15 protein-coding genes are annotated in these 18,590 nt (G+C 64.7%); 8 read left to right on the forward strand and 7 right to left on the reverse strand.

Features of this window, described 5'->3' with window-relative positions; all coding sequences use genetic code 11:
• Positions 1-14: 14 nt before the first annotated feature.
• Together coaBC and dut are read left to right on the forward strand one after the other, a co-directional pair.
• Complete coding sequence (gene coaBC, locus ACPTTC_RS14660; RefSeq protein WP_423392890.1) at positions 15-1,226, forward strand: bifunctional phosphopantothenoylcysteine decarboxylase/phosphopantothenate--cysteine ligase CoaBC; 1,212 nt, start codon at positions 15-17, stop codon at positions 1,224-1,226.
• Between the two features lie 54 nt (positions 1,227-1,280).
• Positions 1,281-1,727, forward strand: a complete 447-nt coding sequence (gene dut / locus ACPTTC_RS14665; protein WP_175950954.1) for a dUTP diphosphatase — start codon at positions 1,281-1,283, stop codon at positions 1,725-1,727.
• A gap of 46 nt (positions 1,728-1,773) precedes the next feature.
• Here dut and ACPTTC_RS14670 read toward each other — a convergent pair whose 3' ends face one another.
• The 4 genes from ACPTTC_RS14670 to clpS all read right to left on the reverse strand — a co-directional run bounded on the left by ACPTTC_RS14670 (position 1,774) and on the right by clpS (position 6,779).
• Entirely contained in the window at positions 1,774-2,544 is a 771-nt protein-coding gene (locus ACPTTC_RS14670; protein WP_423392891.1) for a hypothetical protein, read from the reverse strand.
• 139 nt (positions 2,545-2,683) lie between these two features.
• Positions 2,684-4,063 (reverse strand): amino acid permease, encoded by a 1,380-nt coding sequence (locus tag ACPTTC_RS14675; protein ID WP_423392892.1) that lies wholly within the window; start codon positions 4,061-4,063, stop codon positions 2,684-2,686.
• Between the two features lie 104 nt (positions 4,064-4,167).
• A complete protein-coding gene (clpA, locus tag ACPTTC_RS14680) occupies positions 4,168-6,468 on the reverse strand; it encodes an ATP-dependent Clp protease ATP-binding subunit ClpA (RefSeq protein WP_226198710.1) in 2,301 nt (766 codons plus the stop codon).
• Entirely contained in the window at positions 6,465-6,779 is a 315-nt protein-coding gene (gene clpS, locus ACPTTC_RS14685; RefSeq protein WP_006398529.1) for an ATP-dependent Clp protease adapter ClpS, read from the reverse strand. Before clpS ends, clpA begins: the two co-directional genes overlap by 4 nt.
• Positions 6,780-7,324: 545 nt before the next feature.
• On the opposite strand from clpS, the gene ACPTTC_RS14690 reads away from it, so the two are divergent.
• Positions 7,325-7,528 carry a cold-shock protein gene (locus ACPTTC_RS14690; RefSeq protein ID WP_006488945.1) on the forward strand — a complete coding sequence of 68 codons (204 nt, stop codon included), beginning with the start codon at positions 7,325-7,327 and terminating at the stop codon, positions 7,526-7,528.
• Positions 7,529-7,710: 182 nt separating this feature from the next.
• Here ACPTTC_RS14690 and ACPTTC_RS14695 read toward each other — a convergent pair whose 3' ends face one another.
• Entirely contained in the window at positions 7,711-9,318 is a 1,608-nt protein-coding gene (locus tag ACPTTC_RS14695) for a multicopper oxidase family protein (protein ID WP_423392893.1), read from the reverse strand.
• Between the two features lie 672 nt (positions 9,319-9,990).
• On the opposite strand from ACPTTC_RS14695, the gene ACPTTC_RS14700 reads away from it, so the two are divergent.
• Positions 9,991-10,215, forward strand: coding sequence for a hypothetical protein (locus ACPTTC_RS14700; RefSeq protein WP_006490888.1), 225 nt, complete (start codon positions 9,991-9,993; stop codon positions 10,213-10,215).
• Between the two features lie 123 nt (positions 10,216-10,338).
• On the opposite strand, the gene ACPTTC_RS14705 is transcribed toward ACPTTC_RS14700, so the two are convergent.
• Together ACPTTC_RS14705 and icd are read right to left on the reverse strand one after the other, a co-directional pair.
• Positions 10,339-12,567 carry an NADP-dependent isocitrate dehydrogenase gene (locus ACPTTC_RS14705; RefSeq protein ID WP_423392894.1) on the reverse strand — a complete coding sequence of 743 codons (2,229 nt, stop codon included), beginning with the start codon at positions 12,565-12,567 and terminating at the stop codon, positions 10,339-10,341.
• 280 nt (positions 12,568-12,847) lie between these two features.
• Positions 12,848-14,104, reverse strand: coding sequence for an NADP-dependent isocitrate dehydrogenase (gene icd / locus ACPTTC_RS14710; RefSeq protein ID WP_006754594.1), 1,257 nt, complete (start codon positions 14,102-14,104; stop codon positions 12,848-12,850).
• Between the two features lie 277 nt (positions 14,105-14,381).
• Between icd and ACPTTC_RS14715 the strand changes: the two genes are divergently transcribed.
• The 4 genes from ACPTTC_RS14715 to fusA all read left to right on the forward strand — a co-directional run bounded on the left by ACPTTC_RS14715 (position 14,382) and on the right by fusA (position 18,445).
• Positions 14,382-14,960 (forward strand): pseudouridine synthase, encoded by a 579-nt coding sequence (locus tag ACPTTC_RS14715; protein WP_423392895.1) that lies wholly within the window; start codon positions 14,382-14,384, stop codon positions 14,958-14,960.
• A gap of 280 nt (positions 14,961-15,240) precedes the next feature.
• Entirely contained in the window at positions 15,241-15,456 is a 216-nt protein-coding gene (locus tag ACPTTC_RS14720) for a hypothetical protein (protein ID WP_011352970.1), read from the forward strand.
• A 159-nt stretch (positions 15,457-15,615) separates the two neighbouring features.
• Positions 15,616-16,116 (forward strand): DUF192 domain-containing protein, encoded by a 501-nt coding sequence (locus ACPTTC_RS14725; protein WP_175950946.1) that lies wholly within the window; start codon positions 15,616-15,618, stop codon positions 16,114-16,116.
• 217 nt (positions 16,117-16,333) lie between these two features.
• Entirely contained in the window at positions 16,334-18,445 is a 2,112-nt protein-coding gene (gene fusA / locus ACPTTC_RS14730) for an elongation factor G (RefSeq protein WP_175950945.1), read from the forward strand.
• Positions 18,446-18,590 lie beyond the last annotated feature (145 nt).

The raw sequence follows: 18,590 nt of genomic DNA on the forward strand, positions 1-18,590 counted from the left end.
CTTGGAGGCCTGAGTTGGCACACGCAGAACTCGCAGGAAAACACCTCGTTCTCGGCCTGACGGGCGGCATCGCCTGCTACAAGATCGCCGAGCTCACCCGGCTGCTCACGAAAGCCGGCGCGACCGTACAGGTCGCGATGACCGAAGCCGCCACCCAGTTCATCACGCCCGTCACGATGCAGGCGCTGTCGGGCCGGCCCGTCTACACGAGCCAGTGGGACGCGCGCGTCGACAACAACATGGCGCACATCGACCTGTCGCGCGAAGCCGATGCGATCGTGATCGCGCCCGCGTCGACGGACTTCCTCGCAAAGCTCGCGCATGGATTCGCGGACGACCTGCTGTCGACGCTGTGCGTCGCGCGCGATTGCCCGCTGCTCGTCGTCCCCGCAATGAACCGCCAGATGTGGCAGAACCCGGCCACGCAGCGCAACGTCGCGCAACTGCGCGCGGACGGCGTGTCGGTGCTCGGCCCGGATTCGGGCGCGCAAGCGTGCGGTGAAGTCGGTGACGGCCGCATGCTCGAACCCGAGGCGATCTATGAAGCGATCGTCGCGCACTTCGCGCCGAAGGTGCTCGCGCACCGGCGCGTGCTGATCACGGCCGGCCCGACGTTCGAACCGCTCGACCCGGTGCGCGGCCTCACGAACCGCTCGAGCGGCAAGATGGGCTTCGCGCTCGCGCGGGCCGCACAGCAGGCCGGCGCCGACGTGCATCTCGTCGCGGGGCCGGTGGCGCTGGACACGCCGTGGGGCGTCTACCGCCAGGACGTGCAGACGGCCCAGCAGATGCATGACGCGGTCATGCATGCCGTCGCCGATGCCGACATCTTCATCGCGGTGGCCGCCGTGGCCGACTGGCGCGTCGCCCAGCCGGCCGAGCACAAGATGAAGAAGACGGCCGACCACAAGGTGCCCGCACTCGCGTTCGTCGAGAATCCCGACATCCTCGCGTCGGTCGCGGCACTGCCCGATCCGCCGTTCTGCGTCGGGTTCGCGGCCGAAAGCGGCGATCTCGACGTGCACGGCGACGAGAAGCGCAAACGCAAGAACGTGCCGCTACTCGTCGGCAACCTCGGCCCGCTGACGTTCGGTCGCGACGACAACGAAGTCGTGCTGTTCGAGGCCGCCGGCCTCACGCGCCTGCCGCGTGCACCGAAGGACGAACTCGCGCACACGCTCGTCGCGGAAATCGCGAAGCGCCTGCCCGACAACCGCTTGATCTGATCTCGCGCGCGGCAGCGTTGCTGCCGCGCCCTTCCCGCCCCATCCGACGACCGCATGAAACTCGACCTGAAGATTCTCGACGCGCGCATGCGCGACTACCTGCCCGCCTACGCGACTACCGGCAGCGCGGGCCTCGACCTGCGTGCGTGCCTCGATGCGCCGCTGACGCTGAAGCCGGGCGAAACGACGCTCGTGCCGACTGGCCTCGCGATCCACCTCGCCGATCCCGGCTACGCAGCGCTGATCCTGCCGCGCTCGGGCCTCGGCCACAAGCACGGCATCGTGCTCGGCAACCTCGTCGGCCTGATCGATTCCGACTACCAGGGCCAGCTGATGATCTCGACTTGGAATCGCGGCCAGACCGAGTTCGTGCTGAATCCGTTCGAGCGGCTCGCCCAGCTCGTGATCGTGCCGGTCGTGCAGGCGCAGTTCAACATCGTCGACGATTTCGCGGAAAGCGATCGTGGCGAGGGTGGGTTCGGCAGCACTGGCCGCCACTGAACGACACAACGAAAAAAGGGCCTCGCGGCCCTTTTTTCTTCGCCCATCATTCCTCGACGGGTTGCGCGATCCGTGCGGGCGTCAGGTCGCGCTGCCGCGATTGAGTCGCGATCGCGTAGATCACCATCGCGACCAGCACGCCGAGCAGCACGGACGACGAACCGATCGTGCCGAGCGCGAGGCCGCCCTTCGCGACCGGCTTCGTCAGCAGATCGCCGACCGTCGCGCCGAACGGGCGCGTCAGCACGAACGCGGCCCAGAACAGCAGCACGCCCGAGATCCGCGTGAAATAGTGCGCCAGCACGATCACCGCGAGCAGCCCGCCGATCAACAGCGCGCCGCCGCCAAAGCCGAGCCCGGAGCTGTCTGCCAGGAAGTCGCCGAGCGCGGTGCCGAGCGTGTTCGAGAACAGGATCGCGATCCAGTACAGCAACTCAACCTTGCGCGTGCGGATCAGGTCGACCGACAGCGATTCGCCGCTGAGGCGCCACACCGCGAAGATGGCCAGCAGGATCGCGACCAGGATCGACGAGCCGGCCGCATAGCCGAGGCCCAACGTGCGGTCCATGAAGTCGGACATCGTCGTGCCGGCGGTGCTCGTCGCGACGATCACCGCCCAGTAGATTGCCGGACGATAGCGTGTCGTCCTGAGCTGCGCGCCCAGCGTCACGAGAAAGAAACCAAACAGCAGGATGGAGCTCACCGCGTAGCCGACGTTCAGCGTCATCGACAGCAGGTCGCCGCCGGTTTCGCCGAGCGTCGTCGCGCAGATCTTCATGATCCAGAACGCGAGCGTGATTTCGGGAAGTTTGTTCATTCGAACCCCTTTTTGCAGGAAAGCGACAGGCCGGCGCGGGCCGGCCTGCCTTGCAGACAGGATCGAATGTAGTCGCCGCGGGCTTAACGGAACCTTAGCGAGCGGGAAAACGCAGTGAGCGGCCGCGCCGCGACCACCGTCAACGCGCGTGTTGGTGCCGGTAATGCAGCGCGTACGCGAGCGTCAGCAGCACGACGAACACGACGCCAACCACCATCGTCATCCGGAATTCGCGCGTGAACGCGGTCGTGATCAGGATCGCCGCGACGAGCCCCGCACCAAGCAGGCTGCCGAACGGGTGCCCCCACATCCGGAACGCGAGCGCGGGGCCGCGATACCGCGCACGAAAGCGCAGGTGCGTGACGAAGATCATCAGCCACGTGAACAGCGCGCCGAACATCGCGATTGCCATCATCACGGTAAACGCCGTGTCGGGCGCCAGCGCGACCAGCACGGCCGCGACGGCGACGCCGCTCGTCGAGATCCACAGCGCCGCGCGCGGCACGCCGTTCGTGCCGAGCCGGCCGAACACCGCGGGCGCGAGCCGTGCGCGCGACAGGCTGAACATCATCCGCGTCGTCACGTAAAGCTGGCTATTCATCGCCGATAGCGCCGCGATCAGCAGCACGAAATTGATCACGCCCGCCGCGTAAGGCACGTGGGTCGCGGCCATCACCTTCACGAACGGGCTTTCGTCGGTGCCGGCCTGCGTCCACGGCACGATCGCGAGCATCAGCGACAGCGTCAACAGATAGAACAGCACGAGCCGGAACACGGTCGAGCGGAACGCGCGCGTGACCGCGTGCTGCGGATCGCGCGCCTCGCCTGCCGCGATCGCGACGGCTTCGATGCTCATGTAGCTGAAGATCGCGACGATCACCGCGACCCACGTGCCCCACGGCCCCTTCGGCATGAAGCCGCCGTGCGCGGTGTAGTTCGCGAAACCGATGCCCGATGCAGCCGGCGCCGACCACACGAGATATGCGCCGAGCACGATGAACACGACGATTGCAGCGATCTTCAGCAGCGAGAACGCGTATTCGACCGTGCCGTACAGCGTGACGCTCGCGAGGTTCACGGCGATCAGCAGCGCGGAGAAGCCGATCACCCAGTACCAGCCGGGCACGGCCGGGAACCAGTACTTCATGAACACGGCGATCGCGCTGATCTCGGTGCCGATCGCGAACACGACCGCGAACCAGTACGCATAGCGCACCAGGAATCCCGCGAGCGGGCCGACATAGTGCTCGGCATAGGCGCCGAACGAGCCGGCCGTCGGATGCGCGACCGTCATTTCCGCGAGCGCGCCCATCAGCAGCAGCGCGATCAGCGCGCCGATCGCGTACGAGACCAGCACGCTCGGGCCGGCGAGCCCGATCGCGAACCCGCTGCCGAGGAACAGCCCCGTGCCGATCGCGCCGCCGATCGCGATCATCGCCATCTGCCCCGACGTCAGCGCATGGCGCAAACCCTGTTCGCGCGCGACGATGTCGTCGAACGTCCGTTGTTGTTGTGTCACTGCGTTGCCACTCCCCTGCACCACCATCGCGCCGCCGGCGCCAGATAAAACGAAACGGCGCGGAAAACATCCCGCGCCGTTCGCATGAACTACCCGATTATCGCTTACTCGACTTCGACAGCCTCTTCGTTCGGCTTGTGCGGCGGATTCGCCAGCTTGTCGAACGACAACTGCACCTTGTCGTTTTCGTCGACATCGACCGTCACGTGGCCGCCGTTGACGAGCTTGCCGAACAGCAGCTCGTCGGCCAGCGCGCGACGGATCGTGTCCTGGATCAGCCGCTGCATCGGCCGCGCGCCCATCAGCGGGTCGAAGCCGTGTTTCGCGAGATGCTTGCGCAACGCGTCGGTGAAGAGCGCGTCGACCTTCTTCTCGTGCAGCTGTTCCTCGAGCTGGATCAGGAACTTGTCGACCACGCGCATGATGATTTCCTCATCGAGCGAGCGGAAGCTGATGATCGAATCGAGGCGGTTGCGGAACTCCGGCGTGAACAGGCGCTTGATGTCGGTCATCTCGTCGCCCGTCTCGCGGCGCGTCGTGAAGCCGATCGTCGCCTTCTGCATCGACTCGGCGCCCGCGTTCGTCGTCATGATGATGATGACGTTGCGGAAATCCGCCTTGCGGCCGTTGTTGTCCGTCAGCGTGCCGTGGTCCATCACCTGCAGCAGCACGTTGAAGATGTCCGGATGCGCCTTCTCGATTTCGTCGAGCAGCAGCACGCAGTGCGGCTTCTTCGTGACGGCTTCGGTCAGCAAGCCACCCTGGTCGAACCCGACGTAGCCCGGCGGCGCGCCGATCAGGCGGCTCACCGCGTGACGCTCCATGTATTCCGACATGTCGAAACGGATCAGCTCGATGCCGAGCGTGAACGCGAGCTGGCGCGCCACTTCGGTCTTGCCGACGCCCGTCGGGCCGGAGAACAGGAACGCGCCGATCGGCTTGTCCATCTTGCCGAGGCCCGCACGCGCCATCTTGATCGAGGCAGCCAGCGCGTCGATCGCCGGATCCTGGCCGAACACGACGCTCTTCAGGTCGCGGTCGAGCGTCTGCAGCTTGCTGCGATCGTCCTGCGACACGCTCTGGGCCGGCACACGCGCGATCTTCGAGATGATTTCCTCGATCTCGCTCTTGCCGATCGTCTTCTTCTGCTTCGACTTCGGCAGGATGCGCTGGGCGGCGCCCGCTTCGTCGATCACGTCGATCGCCTTGTCCGGCAGGTGACGGTCGGTGATGAAGCGCGCCGACAGTTCGGCCGCGGCCGACAGCGCACCCGACGAATACTTGACGCCGTGATGCTCCTCGAAGCGCGACTTCAGCCCGCGCAGGATCGCGACCGTCTGCTCGACGGTCGGCTCCGTCACGTCGACCTTCTGGAAGCGCCGCGACAGCGCCGCGTCCTTCTCGAAGATGCCGCGATACTCGGTGAACGTGGTCGCGCCGATGCACTTGAGCGTGCCCGACGACAACGCCGGCTTCAGCAGGTTCGATGCATCGAGCGTGCCGCCCGATGCGGCGCCCGCGCCGATCAGCGTGTGGATTTCGTCGATGAACAGGATCGCGTGCGGACGCTCCTTCAGTTCCTTCAACACCGTCTTCAGACGTTGCTCGAAATCGCCGCGGTACTTGGTGCCCGCAAGCAGCGCGCCCATGTCGAGCGAGTAGACCTGCGCGTTCGCGAGGATGTCCGGCACTTCGCCGCGCGTGATGCGATAGGCGAGCCCTTCCGCGATCGCGGTCTTGCCGACGCCGGCCTCGCCGACGAGCAGCGGATTGTTCTTGCGGCGACGGCACAGCACCTGGACCACGCGCTCGACCTCGGGCTCGCGACCGATCAGCGGATCGATGCGGCCGTCCTTCGCCATCTGGTTCAGGTTCTGCGTGAATTGCGCGAGCGGCGTTTCCTTCTGCGCATTCGCGTCTTCGCTTTCCGCGTTCGCATCGGACGACTTCGCGGCTTCGCCGTTGTTCGTCTTCGCGATGCCGTGCGAAATGAAGTTCACGACGTCGAGGCGCGTGACGCCCTGCTGCTGCAGGTAGTACACGGCATGCGAATCCTTCTCGCCGAAGATCGCGACCAGCACGTTCGCGCCGGTGACTTCCTTCTTGCCGTTCGACGTCGACTGGACGTGCATGATCGCGCGCTGGATCACGCGCTGGAAACCGAGCGTCGGCTGGGTATCGACATCGTCGGTGCCCGGGACGGTAGGTGTGTTGTCGTGGATGAAATTGCGCAGGTTCTGACGCAAGTCCTCGATGTTTGCCGCGCACGCGCGCAACACCTCGGCTGCCGTCGGATTATCCAGCAGGGCCAGCAGCAAATGCTCGACCGTAATGAACTCATGGCGCGCCTGGCGTGCTTCCATGAACGCCATGTGCAGGCTGACTTCCAATTCCTGGGCAATCATGCTTCCTCCATCACGCACTGCAGCGGATGCCCGGCCTGCCGCGCATGGGTAACGACTTGCTCAACCTTGGTCGACGCGATGTCCCGCGTATAGACCCCACAAACTCCTCGCCCTTCGCGATGAACCTTCAGCATGATCTGCGTGGCCGTCTCGCGATCCTTCTTGAAATACTCCTGGACCACCATCACGACGAATTCCATCGGCGTGAAGTCGTCGTTCAGCAGCACCACCTTGTACATCGAAGGCGGCTTGAGCTTCTGCTGCTTGCGTTCCAGGACGGTGCTGTCCTGCTTGTCCGGGATAATCGCCATACACCCATTCTAAACAACTCGGACAGGCCCGCAATCCTGCCATTACCCGACCGACCGGCCGGCGCCCTCCCCGGAATCCCGGAACACGCGATCTTCTTCGCGCCATACGAAAGCCGGCTGCGGTGCCGGCTTTCACGCGTGGCGCGGAACACGAACCGTCTGGGGGAACAGCACCGGAACGTCGTATCCGCATCCAGTATCCCACAAGCCGGGACGGCTCGAACGCGCGTCACTCGAGCCTGGTATATGAGCCGATTATGCGGCTTTTCAAGACCTCGCGCTTGGCCGCCTGCTGCTAAGCAAAGCCGGAAAAACCCTGAAAATGGGTTCTTTACAACGTCCCTCTAAACGTCTAAAAATTCCACTTGACACTCCAATAAAGAGCGCCAACAATCAAGCTGGCACTTTTTTCAATTTGCCGGTTGGCAAAATGAAAGAGGCCGAGGTGAGCTTGTGAGGGGGGAACGGCTGCATTTTCCGGTCGTTTAGCTTTTCGAGCGTGCTCGTGGTAAGTAGCAGCGACTGTGTGACAGGGGAAGTAGGAAATGGCAACTGGTATCGTTAAGTGGTTCAACGACGCGAAGGGCTTCGGTTTCATCACTCCCGATGAGGGCGGTGAGGATCTGTTTGCGCACTTCTCGGCTATCACCATGAATGGCTTCAAGACGCTGAAGGAAGGCCAGAAGGTGAGCTTTGACGTCGTCCAAGGGCCGAAGGGCAAGCAAGCGTCGAACATCCAGGCCGTATAAGGCACCGGATATCAGACGAAGAAACCCGGCGCATTGCGCCGGGTTTCTTTTTATTCGAGGCTGGCCAATCGATTATCGATTGGCCAGCCTTTTCGTTCAATCCCGATAATTGAACACACATTGTCTTGTCTCGCGTGCAAATCGGATACTCGTCCGGCACGTGAAACATAATCGCCACTTCGTTACACGACCTTCAGCGTGCCCATCATGCCGAGATCCTCGTGTTCGAGAATGTGGCAATGAAACATGCGCTCGCCGGACATGTCTTGCGTGACGAGAATCGTCACGGTTTCGCCGCTGCGCACGTTCACGGTGTCGCGCCATGCGCGGAACGGTTCGCTTGTACGCGAGCCGCCCGACGCGCGCTCGATTACCTGGAACTGCGTACCGTGCAGGTGGAACGGGTGATCCATGTCGGTGCCGTTGCGGATCGTCCAGCGTTCGACGTCGCCACGACGGCTCGTCAGCGTCGCGCGATGCGGCGCGTAGGTGTCACCGTTGATCGTGAAGCGCATGCCCGCCGGGCGGCCGTGCGCCGCGCCCTTCATCATCGCGTCCATGTCCATCTCTTCGCCGAACGCGACCTCCTTGTGCGCGACCGGCTCGCCCAGCGGCGGCACCGCGCGCAGGGTCTCCGGCAGCGCACGTGCGGCGGCCGGCGCGAATACGACGTCAGCCAGGGCCAGCGCCGGATCGGGCGGCAGGCTGCCGTGTCCGTCATCGTGCGACATCGACATCTTGCGGCGGTCGTATTCGGCCGCCTGCAGCACCGCGCGCAACGCACGATCGCCGGCGCGCACCAGCAGCTCCGCACGTTCGCCCGGCGCGATCAGCAGCGACGTGACGCGGCGCGGCGCGTCGAACAGCCCGCCGTCGGTGCCCACGTGCTCGAACGCGCGGCCGTCGTCGAACGCGACGCGCAGGTAGCGCGCGCTGCACGCGTTCCACACGCGCCAGCGCTCGTCGCCCGCGACGTCGATCCGCGGCCGGCGTGCGCCGTTGACCAGCACGAACTGGCCCTCGCGGCCGTTCATCCAGTCCATCATGTCGTTCGGTGCAATCGTGCCGTCGCGCGCAAGCTTCAGGTCCGACACGAACAGGTTGCGCTCGGGCCAGCCCGCCAGCGGATCGTCCGCGGCGCGCACGACGAACGGGCCGGCCAGCCCGCGGAAGACCTGCTCGGCCGTCATCATGTGCGGATGCGGGTGGTACCAATAGGTGCCGGCACTCCCCTTCGGCAACGTGAAGCGGTACATGCGCGACGCGCCGGGCGCGACGGGATCGGAAGGGTTGCCGTCCTGGTCAGGCGGCACGGGCAGGCCGTGCCAGTGGATCGTCGACGGCTGCGGCAGCTTGTTCACGAACCTGATCTCGACCGTGTCGCCCTCGCGCACGTCGATCAGCGGACCGACGACGGGGCCCTGCGCGCCCGCACCGAACTGCCAGAACGTGGTCGGCCGTGCGCCGTGCAGCATCGGGCGCGCCACCGGCTGCGCCACCAGCGTGGCCCGGAACGTGCCGGGCTCGCGGCTTTCGTTCGCGAGCGTGCGCAGCGCCGCGAGTGGCGCGCCGGCCGGCAGCGCATCGGCAGCCGCGAGCGCGGCCGGTGCGGATTTACCGTGCTGCCCGTGACCCGCCATCCCTGACATGTCCGACATGCCAGGCATGTCGTCCATCGAATCCATGCCGGCCATGCCAGCGTGACCTGTATGCTGCGCCCATGCGGTGCGCGCGAACAGCGACGCGGCCACGACACCGATGGCGCGCGACAGGAAGGTTCTCCGTATCATCAATCGTTCCTCGTTATTCATGCTCTGGGTCGCGCGGCCGCCACGACGCCCGTGCCAGCCCACTGAAGCGCCGATGCGCGACGCAAATCCTGATGCCCGCGTCATCATAACCGCAGGCCCAAATCGAGAAACGCCGCGGCCGGCCGGGCGGCGATACGCCGCAGGGCTCGACGACGCCGCACCGGATTCAGGACGCCTCGACCCGCATCGTCGATCGACGACGTACGGCCTTTCACTCGCGGCCGAAGCGCCACTCAACCCTGCCCCGGGCAGTGCCCAAGCGGTCGCCTCGCGCCTGCCGTCCGGCCCCGCCACGGCGCCTAGTGCTTCACCGATCCGCAAACCCACCAATATTTCACGATGCGGAACAAGTCTCTGCGTTGTAAAAATTCGTGGTGCAGGGCACAAAATCCCCGTTTCGCGATGCCAAAAAACGTTCCGCAATACAAAATGAAGAAAATAATTCTTTGTTTTTAAAAGAGAATTTTTGTTTAGTGAAGCCGTTCTACATGCACCATCCGAGCGAGTCGCGGACGTAGACTTTGTCCCATGCACTGACGCTTCGCCACGACGTTCAAGACGGAAGCCGGCGCAAGCAGCCAGTCGGGCCACAGCCGGCCGAACCGGCAGGGGCACAACAGAATCGCGTGTGATCAGAAAGGGAGAACGGAAATGAAGGGATTTCGCTTTGGTTCAGCGCTCGGGTCGTTCTACATCCTGCCGGGTAACGGCGGCTGGGAAGCGACGTTCGGCAACGCCCTGCTCGGCGCATTCTCGTGCCCCGAAGTGGCTGCCGACCACATCTCCCGCGGCGACTGCGAGCAACTGTCCGAACTGGACACGGCAACGCTCGAAGTGCCGCACGAAATCGCCGAATGGGAAATCGTTCACGTCTGAATAGCAAGCCCGCAACGAACAACGCCCCGGGCGACCGGGGCGTTGTTCTTTTGTGGCCGGCGGCAGGCAGCATTGCCCGCCACGCCGGCACCCGCATCGATCCGCGCAATCGCGCGGCCTGCGTCAGGCGACCGCGTCGACGATGGCGTTCAGCGTCGCGCTCGGGCGCATTGCCTGGCTCGTCAGGTCAACGTTCGGACGGTAGTAGCCGCCGATGGCTTGCGCCTTGCCTTGCGCAGCAGCCAGCTCTTCCAGAATGCGCGCTTCGCTGTCGGACAGCGCCTTCGCCACGCCGTCGAACTGCGCCTTCAGCGCCGCGTCGTCGGTCTGCTCGGCCAGCGCCTGCGCCCAATACAGGCACAGGTAGAAATGGCTGCCGCGGTTGTCGAGGCCGCCGACCTTGCGCGCGGGCGACTTGTTCTCGTCCAGGAACTTGCCGGTCGCCTGGTCGAGCGTCTTCGCGAGCACGACCGCCTTCGGGTTCTGGTATGCGTTGCCGAGGTGTTCGAGCGAAGCAGCCAGCGCGAGGAATTCGCCGAGCGAATCCCAGCGCAGGAAACCTTCCTCGACGAACTGCTGCACGTGCTTCGGCGCGGAACCGCCCGCACCCGTTTCGAACATCCCGCCGCCGGCCATCAGCGGCACGATCGACAGCATCTTCGCGCTGGTGCCGAGTTCCATGATCGGGAACAGGTCGGTCAGGTAGTCGCGCAGCACGTTGCCGGTGACCGAGATCGTGTCCTTGCCCGCGCGGATGCGCTCGAGCGAGAAACGCGTCGCGTCGACCGGCGTCATGATGCGGATGTCGAGGCCGTTCGTGTCGTGATCCTTCAGGTAGCGTTCGACCTTCGCGATGATCTGCGCGTCGTGCGCACGCGCCGGGTCGAGCCAGAACACGGCCGGCGCGCCGGTCGCGCGGGCGCGGTTCACCGCGAGCTTGACCCAATCCTGCACCGGCGCGTCCTTGGTCTGGCACATGCGCCAGATGTCGCCCGACTCGACCGCGTGCTCGAGCAGCACGTTGCCCGCTTCGTCGATCACGCGCACGACGCCGTCCGCCGGGATCTGGAACGTCTTGTCGTGCGAACCGTATTCTTCAGCCGCCTGCGCCATCAGGCCGACGTTCGGCACGCTGCCCATCGTGACCGGGTCAAACGCACCGTGCTGCTTGCAATCCTCGATCACGGCCTGGTAGACGCCCGCGTAGCAGCGGTCCGGAATCACGGCCTTCGCGTCGTACAGCTCACCGTCCGGGCCCCACATGCAGCCCGATTCGCGGATCATCGCCGGCATCGACGCGTCGACGATCACGTCGCTCGGCACGTGCAGGTTCGTGATGCCCTTGTCCGAGTTGACCATCGCGAGACGCGGGCGCACCGCGTATTCGGCCTTGACGTCGGCTTCGATCGCTTCGCGCGTGTCGGCCGGCAGGTCCTTCAGGCGCGCGTACAGATCGCCGATCCCGTTGTTCGGGTTGAAACCGACCTGCGCCAGCACGTCCGCGTGCTTCGCGAGTGCGTCGCGGTAGAACACCGATACGAAATGACCGAACAGGATCGGATCGGAGACCTTCATCATGGTCGCCTTCAGGTGCACCGAGAACAGCACGTCCTGCGCCTTCGCATCGGCGATCTGCGCGTCGATGAAGTTGCGCAGCGCATTGCGGCTCATCACCGATGCGTCGATCACTTCACCGGCCTTCACGGCCGTCTTTTCCTTCAGCACCTTCTTCGCGCCGTCGGTTGTCGTGAGTTCGATCTTCACGCTGCCGGCCTCGGCGATCAGCGCCGATTTCTCGCTGCCGTAGAAGTCGCCTTCGCTCATGTGCGCGACGTGCGCCTTCGACGTGGCCTGCCACGCGCCCATCTTGTGCGGATGCTTGCGTGCGTAATTCTTGACCGACAGCGGCGCGCGGCGGTCGGAGTTGCCTTCGCGCAGCACCGGGTTCACCGCGCTGCCCTTGATCTTGTCGTAGCGGGCCTTGACCGCCTTCTCTTCGTCCGTCGACGGATCTTCCGGGTAGGCCGGCAGCTGGTAGCCCTGCGCCTGCAGTTCGGCGATCGCGGCCTTGAGCTGCGGCACCGATGCGCTGATGTTCGGCAGCTTGATGATGTTCGCTTCCGGCTTCAGCGTGAGCTGGCCCAGTTCGGCCAGATCGTCGGAACCCTTCTGCTCGGGCGGCAGGGCGTCTGCGAATGCCGCGATGATGCGGCCGGCGAGCGAGATGTCGCGCGTCTCGACGGCGACGCCGGACGAGCGCGTGAAGGCCTTGACGATCGGCAGCAGCGAATAGGTCGCGAGCGCGGGCGCTTCGTCAGTGAGGGTGTAGATGATCTTGGGCGAAGTGGACATGGTGGTCAAAGCATTGCTACGTGATTGTTGGACTGAGACGCCGGCGGTAACCGGCGGGGAGCGACCGGGTCGGTCGCGAAAGGGGCGCGCCGGCTCAGCCGGGCGGTGGTGTTGCGAGGGCCGTCATGTTCTACCTTGCAGGGGCTCCGGACCGCATCGCGGCGCCGCGGCCCGCATGCCGGACCGCCCTGCCAACAAACCTGCCATCCACGAAACGCTCCGGCGCCGGCAGTAGGCGCCGGGGCGGCCGGACACGCGCCGGCCCACCCCGGAAGGGGACTTACATGTTCTCGATCAGCACTTCACCGAAGCCCGAGCACGACACCTGCGTCGCACCTTCCATCAGGCGCGCGAAGTCGTACGTGACGCGCTTCTGCAGGATCGACTTCTCCATCGCGGCGATGATCGTGTCGGCGGCTTCCGTCCAGCCCAGGTGGCGCAGCATCATTTCCGCCGACAGGATCTCGGAACCGGGGTTCACGTAATCCTTGCCCGCGTACTTCGGCGCGGTGCCGTGCGTCGCTTCGAACATCGCGACCGAATCCGACAGGTTCGCACCCGGCGCGATCCCGATGCCGCCGACCTGCGCGGCCAGCGCGTCGGAGATGTAGTCGCCGTTCAGGTTCAGCGTGGCGATCACGTCGTATTCGGCCGGGCGCAGCAGGATCTGCTGCAGGAACGCATCGGCGATCGAATCCTTGATCACGATCTCGTTGCCCGTCTTCGGGTTCTTCACGCGCATCCACGGGCCGCCGTCGATCAGCTCGCCGCCGAATTCCTTCTGTGCAAGCGCGTAGCCGGCATCACGGAACAGGCCTTCCGTGAACTTCATGATGTTGCCCTTGTGCACCAGCGTGACCGACTTGCGATCGTTGTCGATCGCGTACTGGATCGCCTTGCGCACGAGACGCTCGGTGCCTTCGGTCGACACCGGCTTGACACCGATCCCCGAGGTTTCCGGGAAGCGGATCTTCTTCACGCCCATCTCGTCCTGCAGGAACTTGATCACCTTCTTCGCCTGCTCGGAGCCCGCGGCCCATTCGATGCCCGCGTAGATGTCTTCCGAGTTCTCGCGGAAGATCACCATGTCGATCTTTTGCGGCTCGCGCACCGGCGACGGCACGCCCTTGAAGTACTGCACCGGGCGCAGGCACACGTACAGGTCGAGTTCCTGGCGCAGCGCGACGTTCAGCGAACGGATGCCGCCGCCGACCGGGGTCGTGAGCGGCCCCTTGATCGACACCACGTATTCCTTGAGCACCTGCAGCGTTTCGTCCGGGAGCCACACGTCCGGACCGTACACCTTCGTCGCCTTCTCGCCCGCGAAAATCTCCATCCAGTGGATCTTGCGCTTGCCCTTGTAGGCATGCGCGACCGCCGCGTCGACGACCTTGATCATGACCGGGGTGATATCGAAGCCCGTACCGTCGCCTTCGATATAGGGAATGATCGGCTGATCGGAAACGTTGAGCGAGTAGTCCTTGTTGACGGTGATCTTGTCACCGCCTTCCGGAACCTTGATGTGCTGATACGGCATGATCGACTCCAGTGACGTGGCTGAGCAGGTGATGCTGGTCGAAGCTGCGCGCGCGGCGGGGGCGCGGCATGGCCACCCCGTGACGGCAACAGCGAGCCGCTATTCTAGCGCCCCAACCGGGCACTTCGGCACGAAGCGCGGCACCGCGTATCAAGACCCCACTTATGTCTTATATAAGACAGAGGACTTGCCGTTCCGTATTATGCATTAAGATTCCGCCATTTGCCATAGACTGCCCGCCGCCGCGTCCCGCTGCGCGCCGGACGGACGCCCCGCCATGAACCTGATCGCCCTCAACAAGCCGTTCGGCACGATTTGCCAGTTTTCCGCGCACGAGACGCGCCCATCGCTCGGCGACTGGGTAAAAACGCCCGGCGTCTACGCGGCCGGCCGGCTGGACGCGGACAGCGAGGGGCTGCTGCTGCTCACCGACGACGGCGCGCTGCAGGCGCGTATCGCCGAGCCCCGCCACAAGCTCGTCAAGCGCTACTGGGCGCAGGTCGAGGGCGCGCCCGGGCCCGCGGACCTGAAGGCGCTCGCGCGCGGCGTCGACCTCGGCGACTATGTGACGCGCCCGTGCCGCGCCGAATTCATCGAACCGCCCGACACGCTGTGGCCGCGCAATCCGCCGATCCGCTACCGCGCCGCGATCCCGACGACGTGGATCGAGCTTGCGATCACCGAGGGCAAGAACCGGCAGGTGCGCAGAATGACGGCGGCCGTCGGCTTCCCGACGTTGCGCCTGGTGCGCGTCGGCGTCGGCGCGCTGGATATATTCACACTCGGCATTGCACCGGGAGAAACAATCGCGCTGCCGCCGCGCGCGCCGTGGGACGGTTTCGCGACCGCCGGATGACGAATTCGGGACGGGCAAATTTTCGTCATCTTTTTCGTCAACCGCCTGCGAAGATCGCGCGTTAAACCACGCAGATGCCAACCTTAGCTATCCGGCATTGGCAGCCGAAGCCGTGTTTGCGTCACGAAAGCGACGTTTTTATCGAATACGATTCGGCGCCCGCAGCGCAATGAGAAATTTCTCGAAGCGTCTGTCAACCGAAAGGTGGATGGCACCGTTAGACGACATGACTCCTATTGCCGGGTCATTTGGTTAATTAACTAAAGCTGAGGAACACAACATGAACAAACTGATCGCCGCTCTGGTCGCTGGCCTCTTCGCAACGGCTGCTTTCGCACAAGCATCGGCTCCGGAAGCTGCTCCGGCTGCTGCTGAAGCTGCTTCGGCACCGGCTAAGCACGCTGCTAAGAAGCACCACGCAGCTAAGAAGCACCACAAGGCATCGAAGAAGGCTGCAGCAAGCGACGCAGCAGCACCGGCAGCTGCTTCGAACTAAGTAAGCTTGCTGTAATAACGCAGTCAAGAACACGCAGTCTTGCCGTTCTTACGGCGTTGAAAGGCAGATCACCGCAAGGCGATCTGCCTTTTTCTTTTTGTGCCCGCCGGCGCGCATCGCGTACCATGCGGGTCTTGTTTTCCAGATAGGAGCCTTGCTGTGCAATTCTCCCTGCGTTCGTCGCTCGGCCGCCTTGCGCGCGCCGCCGTGTTTCCCGCCGCGCTCGCCGTCATGGCGCTCGGCATGCAGGCCGCCAGCGCGCAAATGCCGCCCGGCGCCAAGCAGCCGAGCGAATTCCCGCGCGTGAAGCTGCGCGCCGGCATGTACGTGATCGACGCGGCCGTCGCTGCAAACGACCCCGATCGGGAACAAGGGCTGATGTACCGATCGCAACTCGCGCCGAACGAAGGCATGCTGTTCGTGTTCAACGAGAACGCGGTGCACTGCTTCTGGATGAAGAACACGCTGATCCCTCTGTCGATCGCGTTCATCCGCGCGGACGGCACGATCACCGACATCGACGAGATGAAGGCCGAGACGACCGACAACCACTGCCCGCGCAACAACGGCGTCTATGCGCTCGAAATGAGCAAGGGCTGGTTCGCGGCAAAGGGCATCAAGCCCGGCATGAAGCTCGAAGGCCTGCCGCAGGCCCAGTAACGGCCATCGCCGCGGCGTCGCGCCGCGCACCGACCGAAGCCGGCCGCCCGTTGCGCGCCGGCTTTTTTTTCGACCGCCGGCGGTGGCACCCGGCTTGATTCCGCCATTGCCGGCCGCATCTGCAAAAGCCACGCGCAAGCGCTATGCTTTAAGTCTCGCTTGTCCACCCGGGCCGGCACCGCCGGCCCGCTTACGATCCGAACCCAAGGAGGTTCACGTGCCCCGCAAAACCCCCATCGAGCGCTATCGCAATATCGGGATCAGCGCTCACATCGATGCCGGCAAAACCACGACGACCGAGCGCATCCTGTTTTACACCGGTGTGAGCCACAAGATCGGTGAAGTGCACGACGGCGCGGCCACGATGGACTGGATGGAGCAAGAGCAGGAACGCGGCATCACGATCACGTCAGCGGCGACCACGGCTTTCTGGAAGGGCATGGCCGGCAACTATCCGGAGCACCGGATCAACATCATCGACACGCCCGGGCACGTCGACTTCACGATTGAAGTCGAGCGCTCGATGCGCGTGCTCGACGGCGCGTGCATGGTCTACGACTCGGTCGGCGGCGTGCAGCCGCAGTCCGAAACCGTCTGGCGCCAGGCCAACAAGTACAAGGTGCCGCGTATCGCGTTCGTCAACAAGATGGACCGCGTCGGCGCCGATTTCTTCCGCGTGCAGCGGCAGATCGGCGAGCGCCTGAAGGGCGTCGCCGTGCCGATCCAGATTCCGGTCGGCGCGGAAGATCATTTCCAGGGCGTCGTCGATCTCGTGAAGATGAAGGCGATCGTGTGGGACGACGAAAGCCAGGGCGTGAAGTTCTCGTACGAGGAGATTCCCGCGAATCTCGTCGAGCTCGCGCACGAATGGCGCGAGAAGATGGTCGAGGCCGCGGCGGAAGCGAGCGAGGAACTGCTCGAGAAGTACCTGCACGACCATGAATCGCTGACCGAGGACGAGATCAAGGCCGCGCTGCGCAAACGCACGATCGCGAACGAGATCGTGCCGATGCTGTGCGGCAGCGCGTTCAAGAACAAGGGCGTGCAGGCGATGCTCGACGCGGTGATCGACTACCTGCCGTCGCCCGTCGACGTGCCGGCCATCCTTGGCCACGACTTCGCCGATCCGGAAAAGCCGGCGGAACGCCATCCGAGCGACGACGAGCCGTTCTCGTCGCTCGCGTTCAAGATCATGACCGACCCGTTCGTCGGCCAGCTGATCTTCTTCCGCGTGTATTCGGGCGTCGTCGAATCGGGCGACACGGTGCTCAACGCGACCAAGGACAAGAAGGAACGGCTCGGCCGGATCCTGCAGATGCACGCGAACGAGCGCAAGGAAATCAAGGAAGTGCGCGCGGGCGACATCGCGGCGGCCGTCGGCCTGAAGGAAGCGACCACCGGCGACACGCTGTGCGATCCGACCAAGCCGATCATCCTCGAGAAGATGGAATTCCCGGAGCCGGTGATCTCGCAGGCCGTCGAGCCGAAGACGAAGGCCGACCAGGAGAAGATGGGCCTCGCGCTGAACCGCCTTGCACAGGAAGACCCGTCGTTCCGCGTGCAGACCGACGAAGAGTCCGGCCAGACGATCATTTCGGGGATGGGCGAGCTTCACCTCGAAATCCTGGTCGACCGGATGAAGCGCGAATTCGGCGTCGAAGCGACGGTCGGCAAGCCGCAGGTCGCATATCGCGAGACGGTGCGCACGACGGCGTCCGACGTCGAGGGCAAGTTTGTCAAGCAGTCGGGCGGTCGCGGCCAGTACGGCCACGCGGTGATCACGCTCGAGCCGAACCCGGGCAAGGGCTACGAGTTCCTCGACGAGATCAAGGGCGGCGTGATTCCGCGCGAATTCATCCCGGCCGTCGACAAGGGCATCACCGAAACGCTGAAGAGCGGCGTGCTCGCGGGCTACCCGGTCGTCGACGTGAAGGTGCACCTGACGTTCGGCTCGTACCACGACGTCGACTCGAACGAAAACGCGTTCCGGATGGCCGGCTCGATGGCGTTCAAGGAAGCGATGCGCCGCGCGAAACCCGTGCTGCTCGAGCCGATGATGGCCGTCGAGGTCGAGACGCCCGAGGACTTCATGGGCAACGTGATGGGCGACCTGTCGAGCCGGCGCGGCATCGTGCAGGGGATGGAGGACATCGCGGGCGGCGGCGGCAAGCTCGTGCGCGCCGAAGTGCCGCTCGCGGAAATGTTCGGCTATTCGACGTCGCTGCGTTCGGCCACGCAGGGCCGCGCGACCTACACGATGGAGTTCAAGCACTACGCGGAAACGCCGGCCAACGTATCGGAAGGCGTGATCAACGCGAAAGTGAAGTAAGCGCGGCGCGCTCGCGCTGCCGCATGCAGGCAAGGCCCGTCCGATCCCGGACGGGCCTTTTTTCATCCGCGCGCGCCGTGCACGCGGCTTTTTTGATCGGCACACCCTGCAACTTTTTTCGCGTGCCACAATGCATGGCGATTCG

It is taken from the genome of Burkholderia mycopellens, assembly GCF_964265025.1.
GTDB lineage: Bacteria > Pseudomonadota > Gammaproteobacteria > Burkholderiales > Burkholderiaceae > Burkholderia.

Bases quoted from the DNA above. Each gene is read 5' to 3' on its own strand.
- ACPTTC_RS14705 (WP_423392894.1), bottom strand. From the start codon at position 12,567: ATGTCCACTTCGCCCAAGATCATCTACACCCTCACTGACGAAGCGCCC.
- dut (WP_175950954.1), top strand. From the start codon at position 1,281: ATGAAACTCGACCTGAAGATTCTCGACGCGCGCATGCGCGACTACCTG.
- ACPTTC_RS14715 (WP_423392895.1), top strand. From the start codon at position 14,382: ATGAACCTGATCGCCCTCAACAAGCCGTTCGGCACGATTTGCCAGTTT.
- clpS (WP_006398529.1), bottom strand. From the start codon at position 6,779: ATGGCGATTATCCCGGACAAGCAGGACAGCACCGTCCTGGAACGCAAG.
- icd (WP_006754594.1), bottom strand. From the start codon at position 14,104: ATGCCGTATCAGCACATCAAGGTTCCGGAAGGCGGTGACAAGATCACC.
- ACPTTC_RS14690 (WP_006488945.1), top strand. From the start codon at position 7,325: ATGGCAACTGGTATCGTTAAGTGGTTCAACGACGCGAAGGGCTTCGGT.
- ACPTTC_RS14720 (WP_011352970.1), top strand. From the start codon at position 15,241: ATGAACAAACTGATCGCCGCTCTGGTCGCTGGCCTCTTCGCAACGGCT.
- clpA (WP_226198710.1), bottom strand. From the start codon at position 6,468: ATGATTGCCCAGGAATTGGAAGTCAGCCTGCACATGGCGTTCATGGAA.
- ACPTTC_RS14700 (WP_006490888.1), top strand. From the start codon at position 9,991: ATGAAGGGATTTCGCTTTGGTTCAGCGCTCGGGTCGTTCTACATCCTG.
- ACPTTC_RS14670 (WP_423392891.1), bottom strand. From the start codon at position 2,544: ATGAACAAACTTCCCGAAATCACGCTCGCGTTCTGGATCATGAAGATC.
- ACPTTC_RS14695 (WP_423392893.1), bottom strand. From the start codon at position 9,318: ATGATACGGAGAACCTTCCTGTCGCGCGCCATCGGTGTCGTGGCCGCG.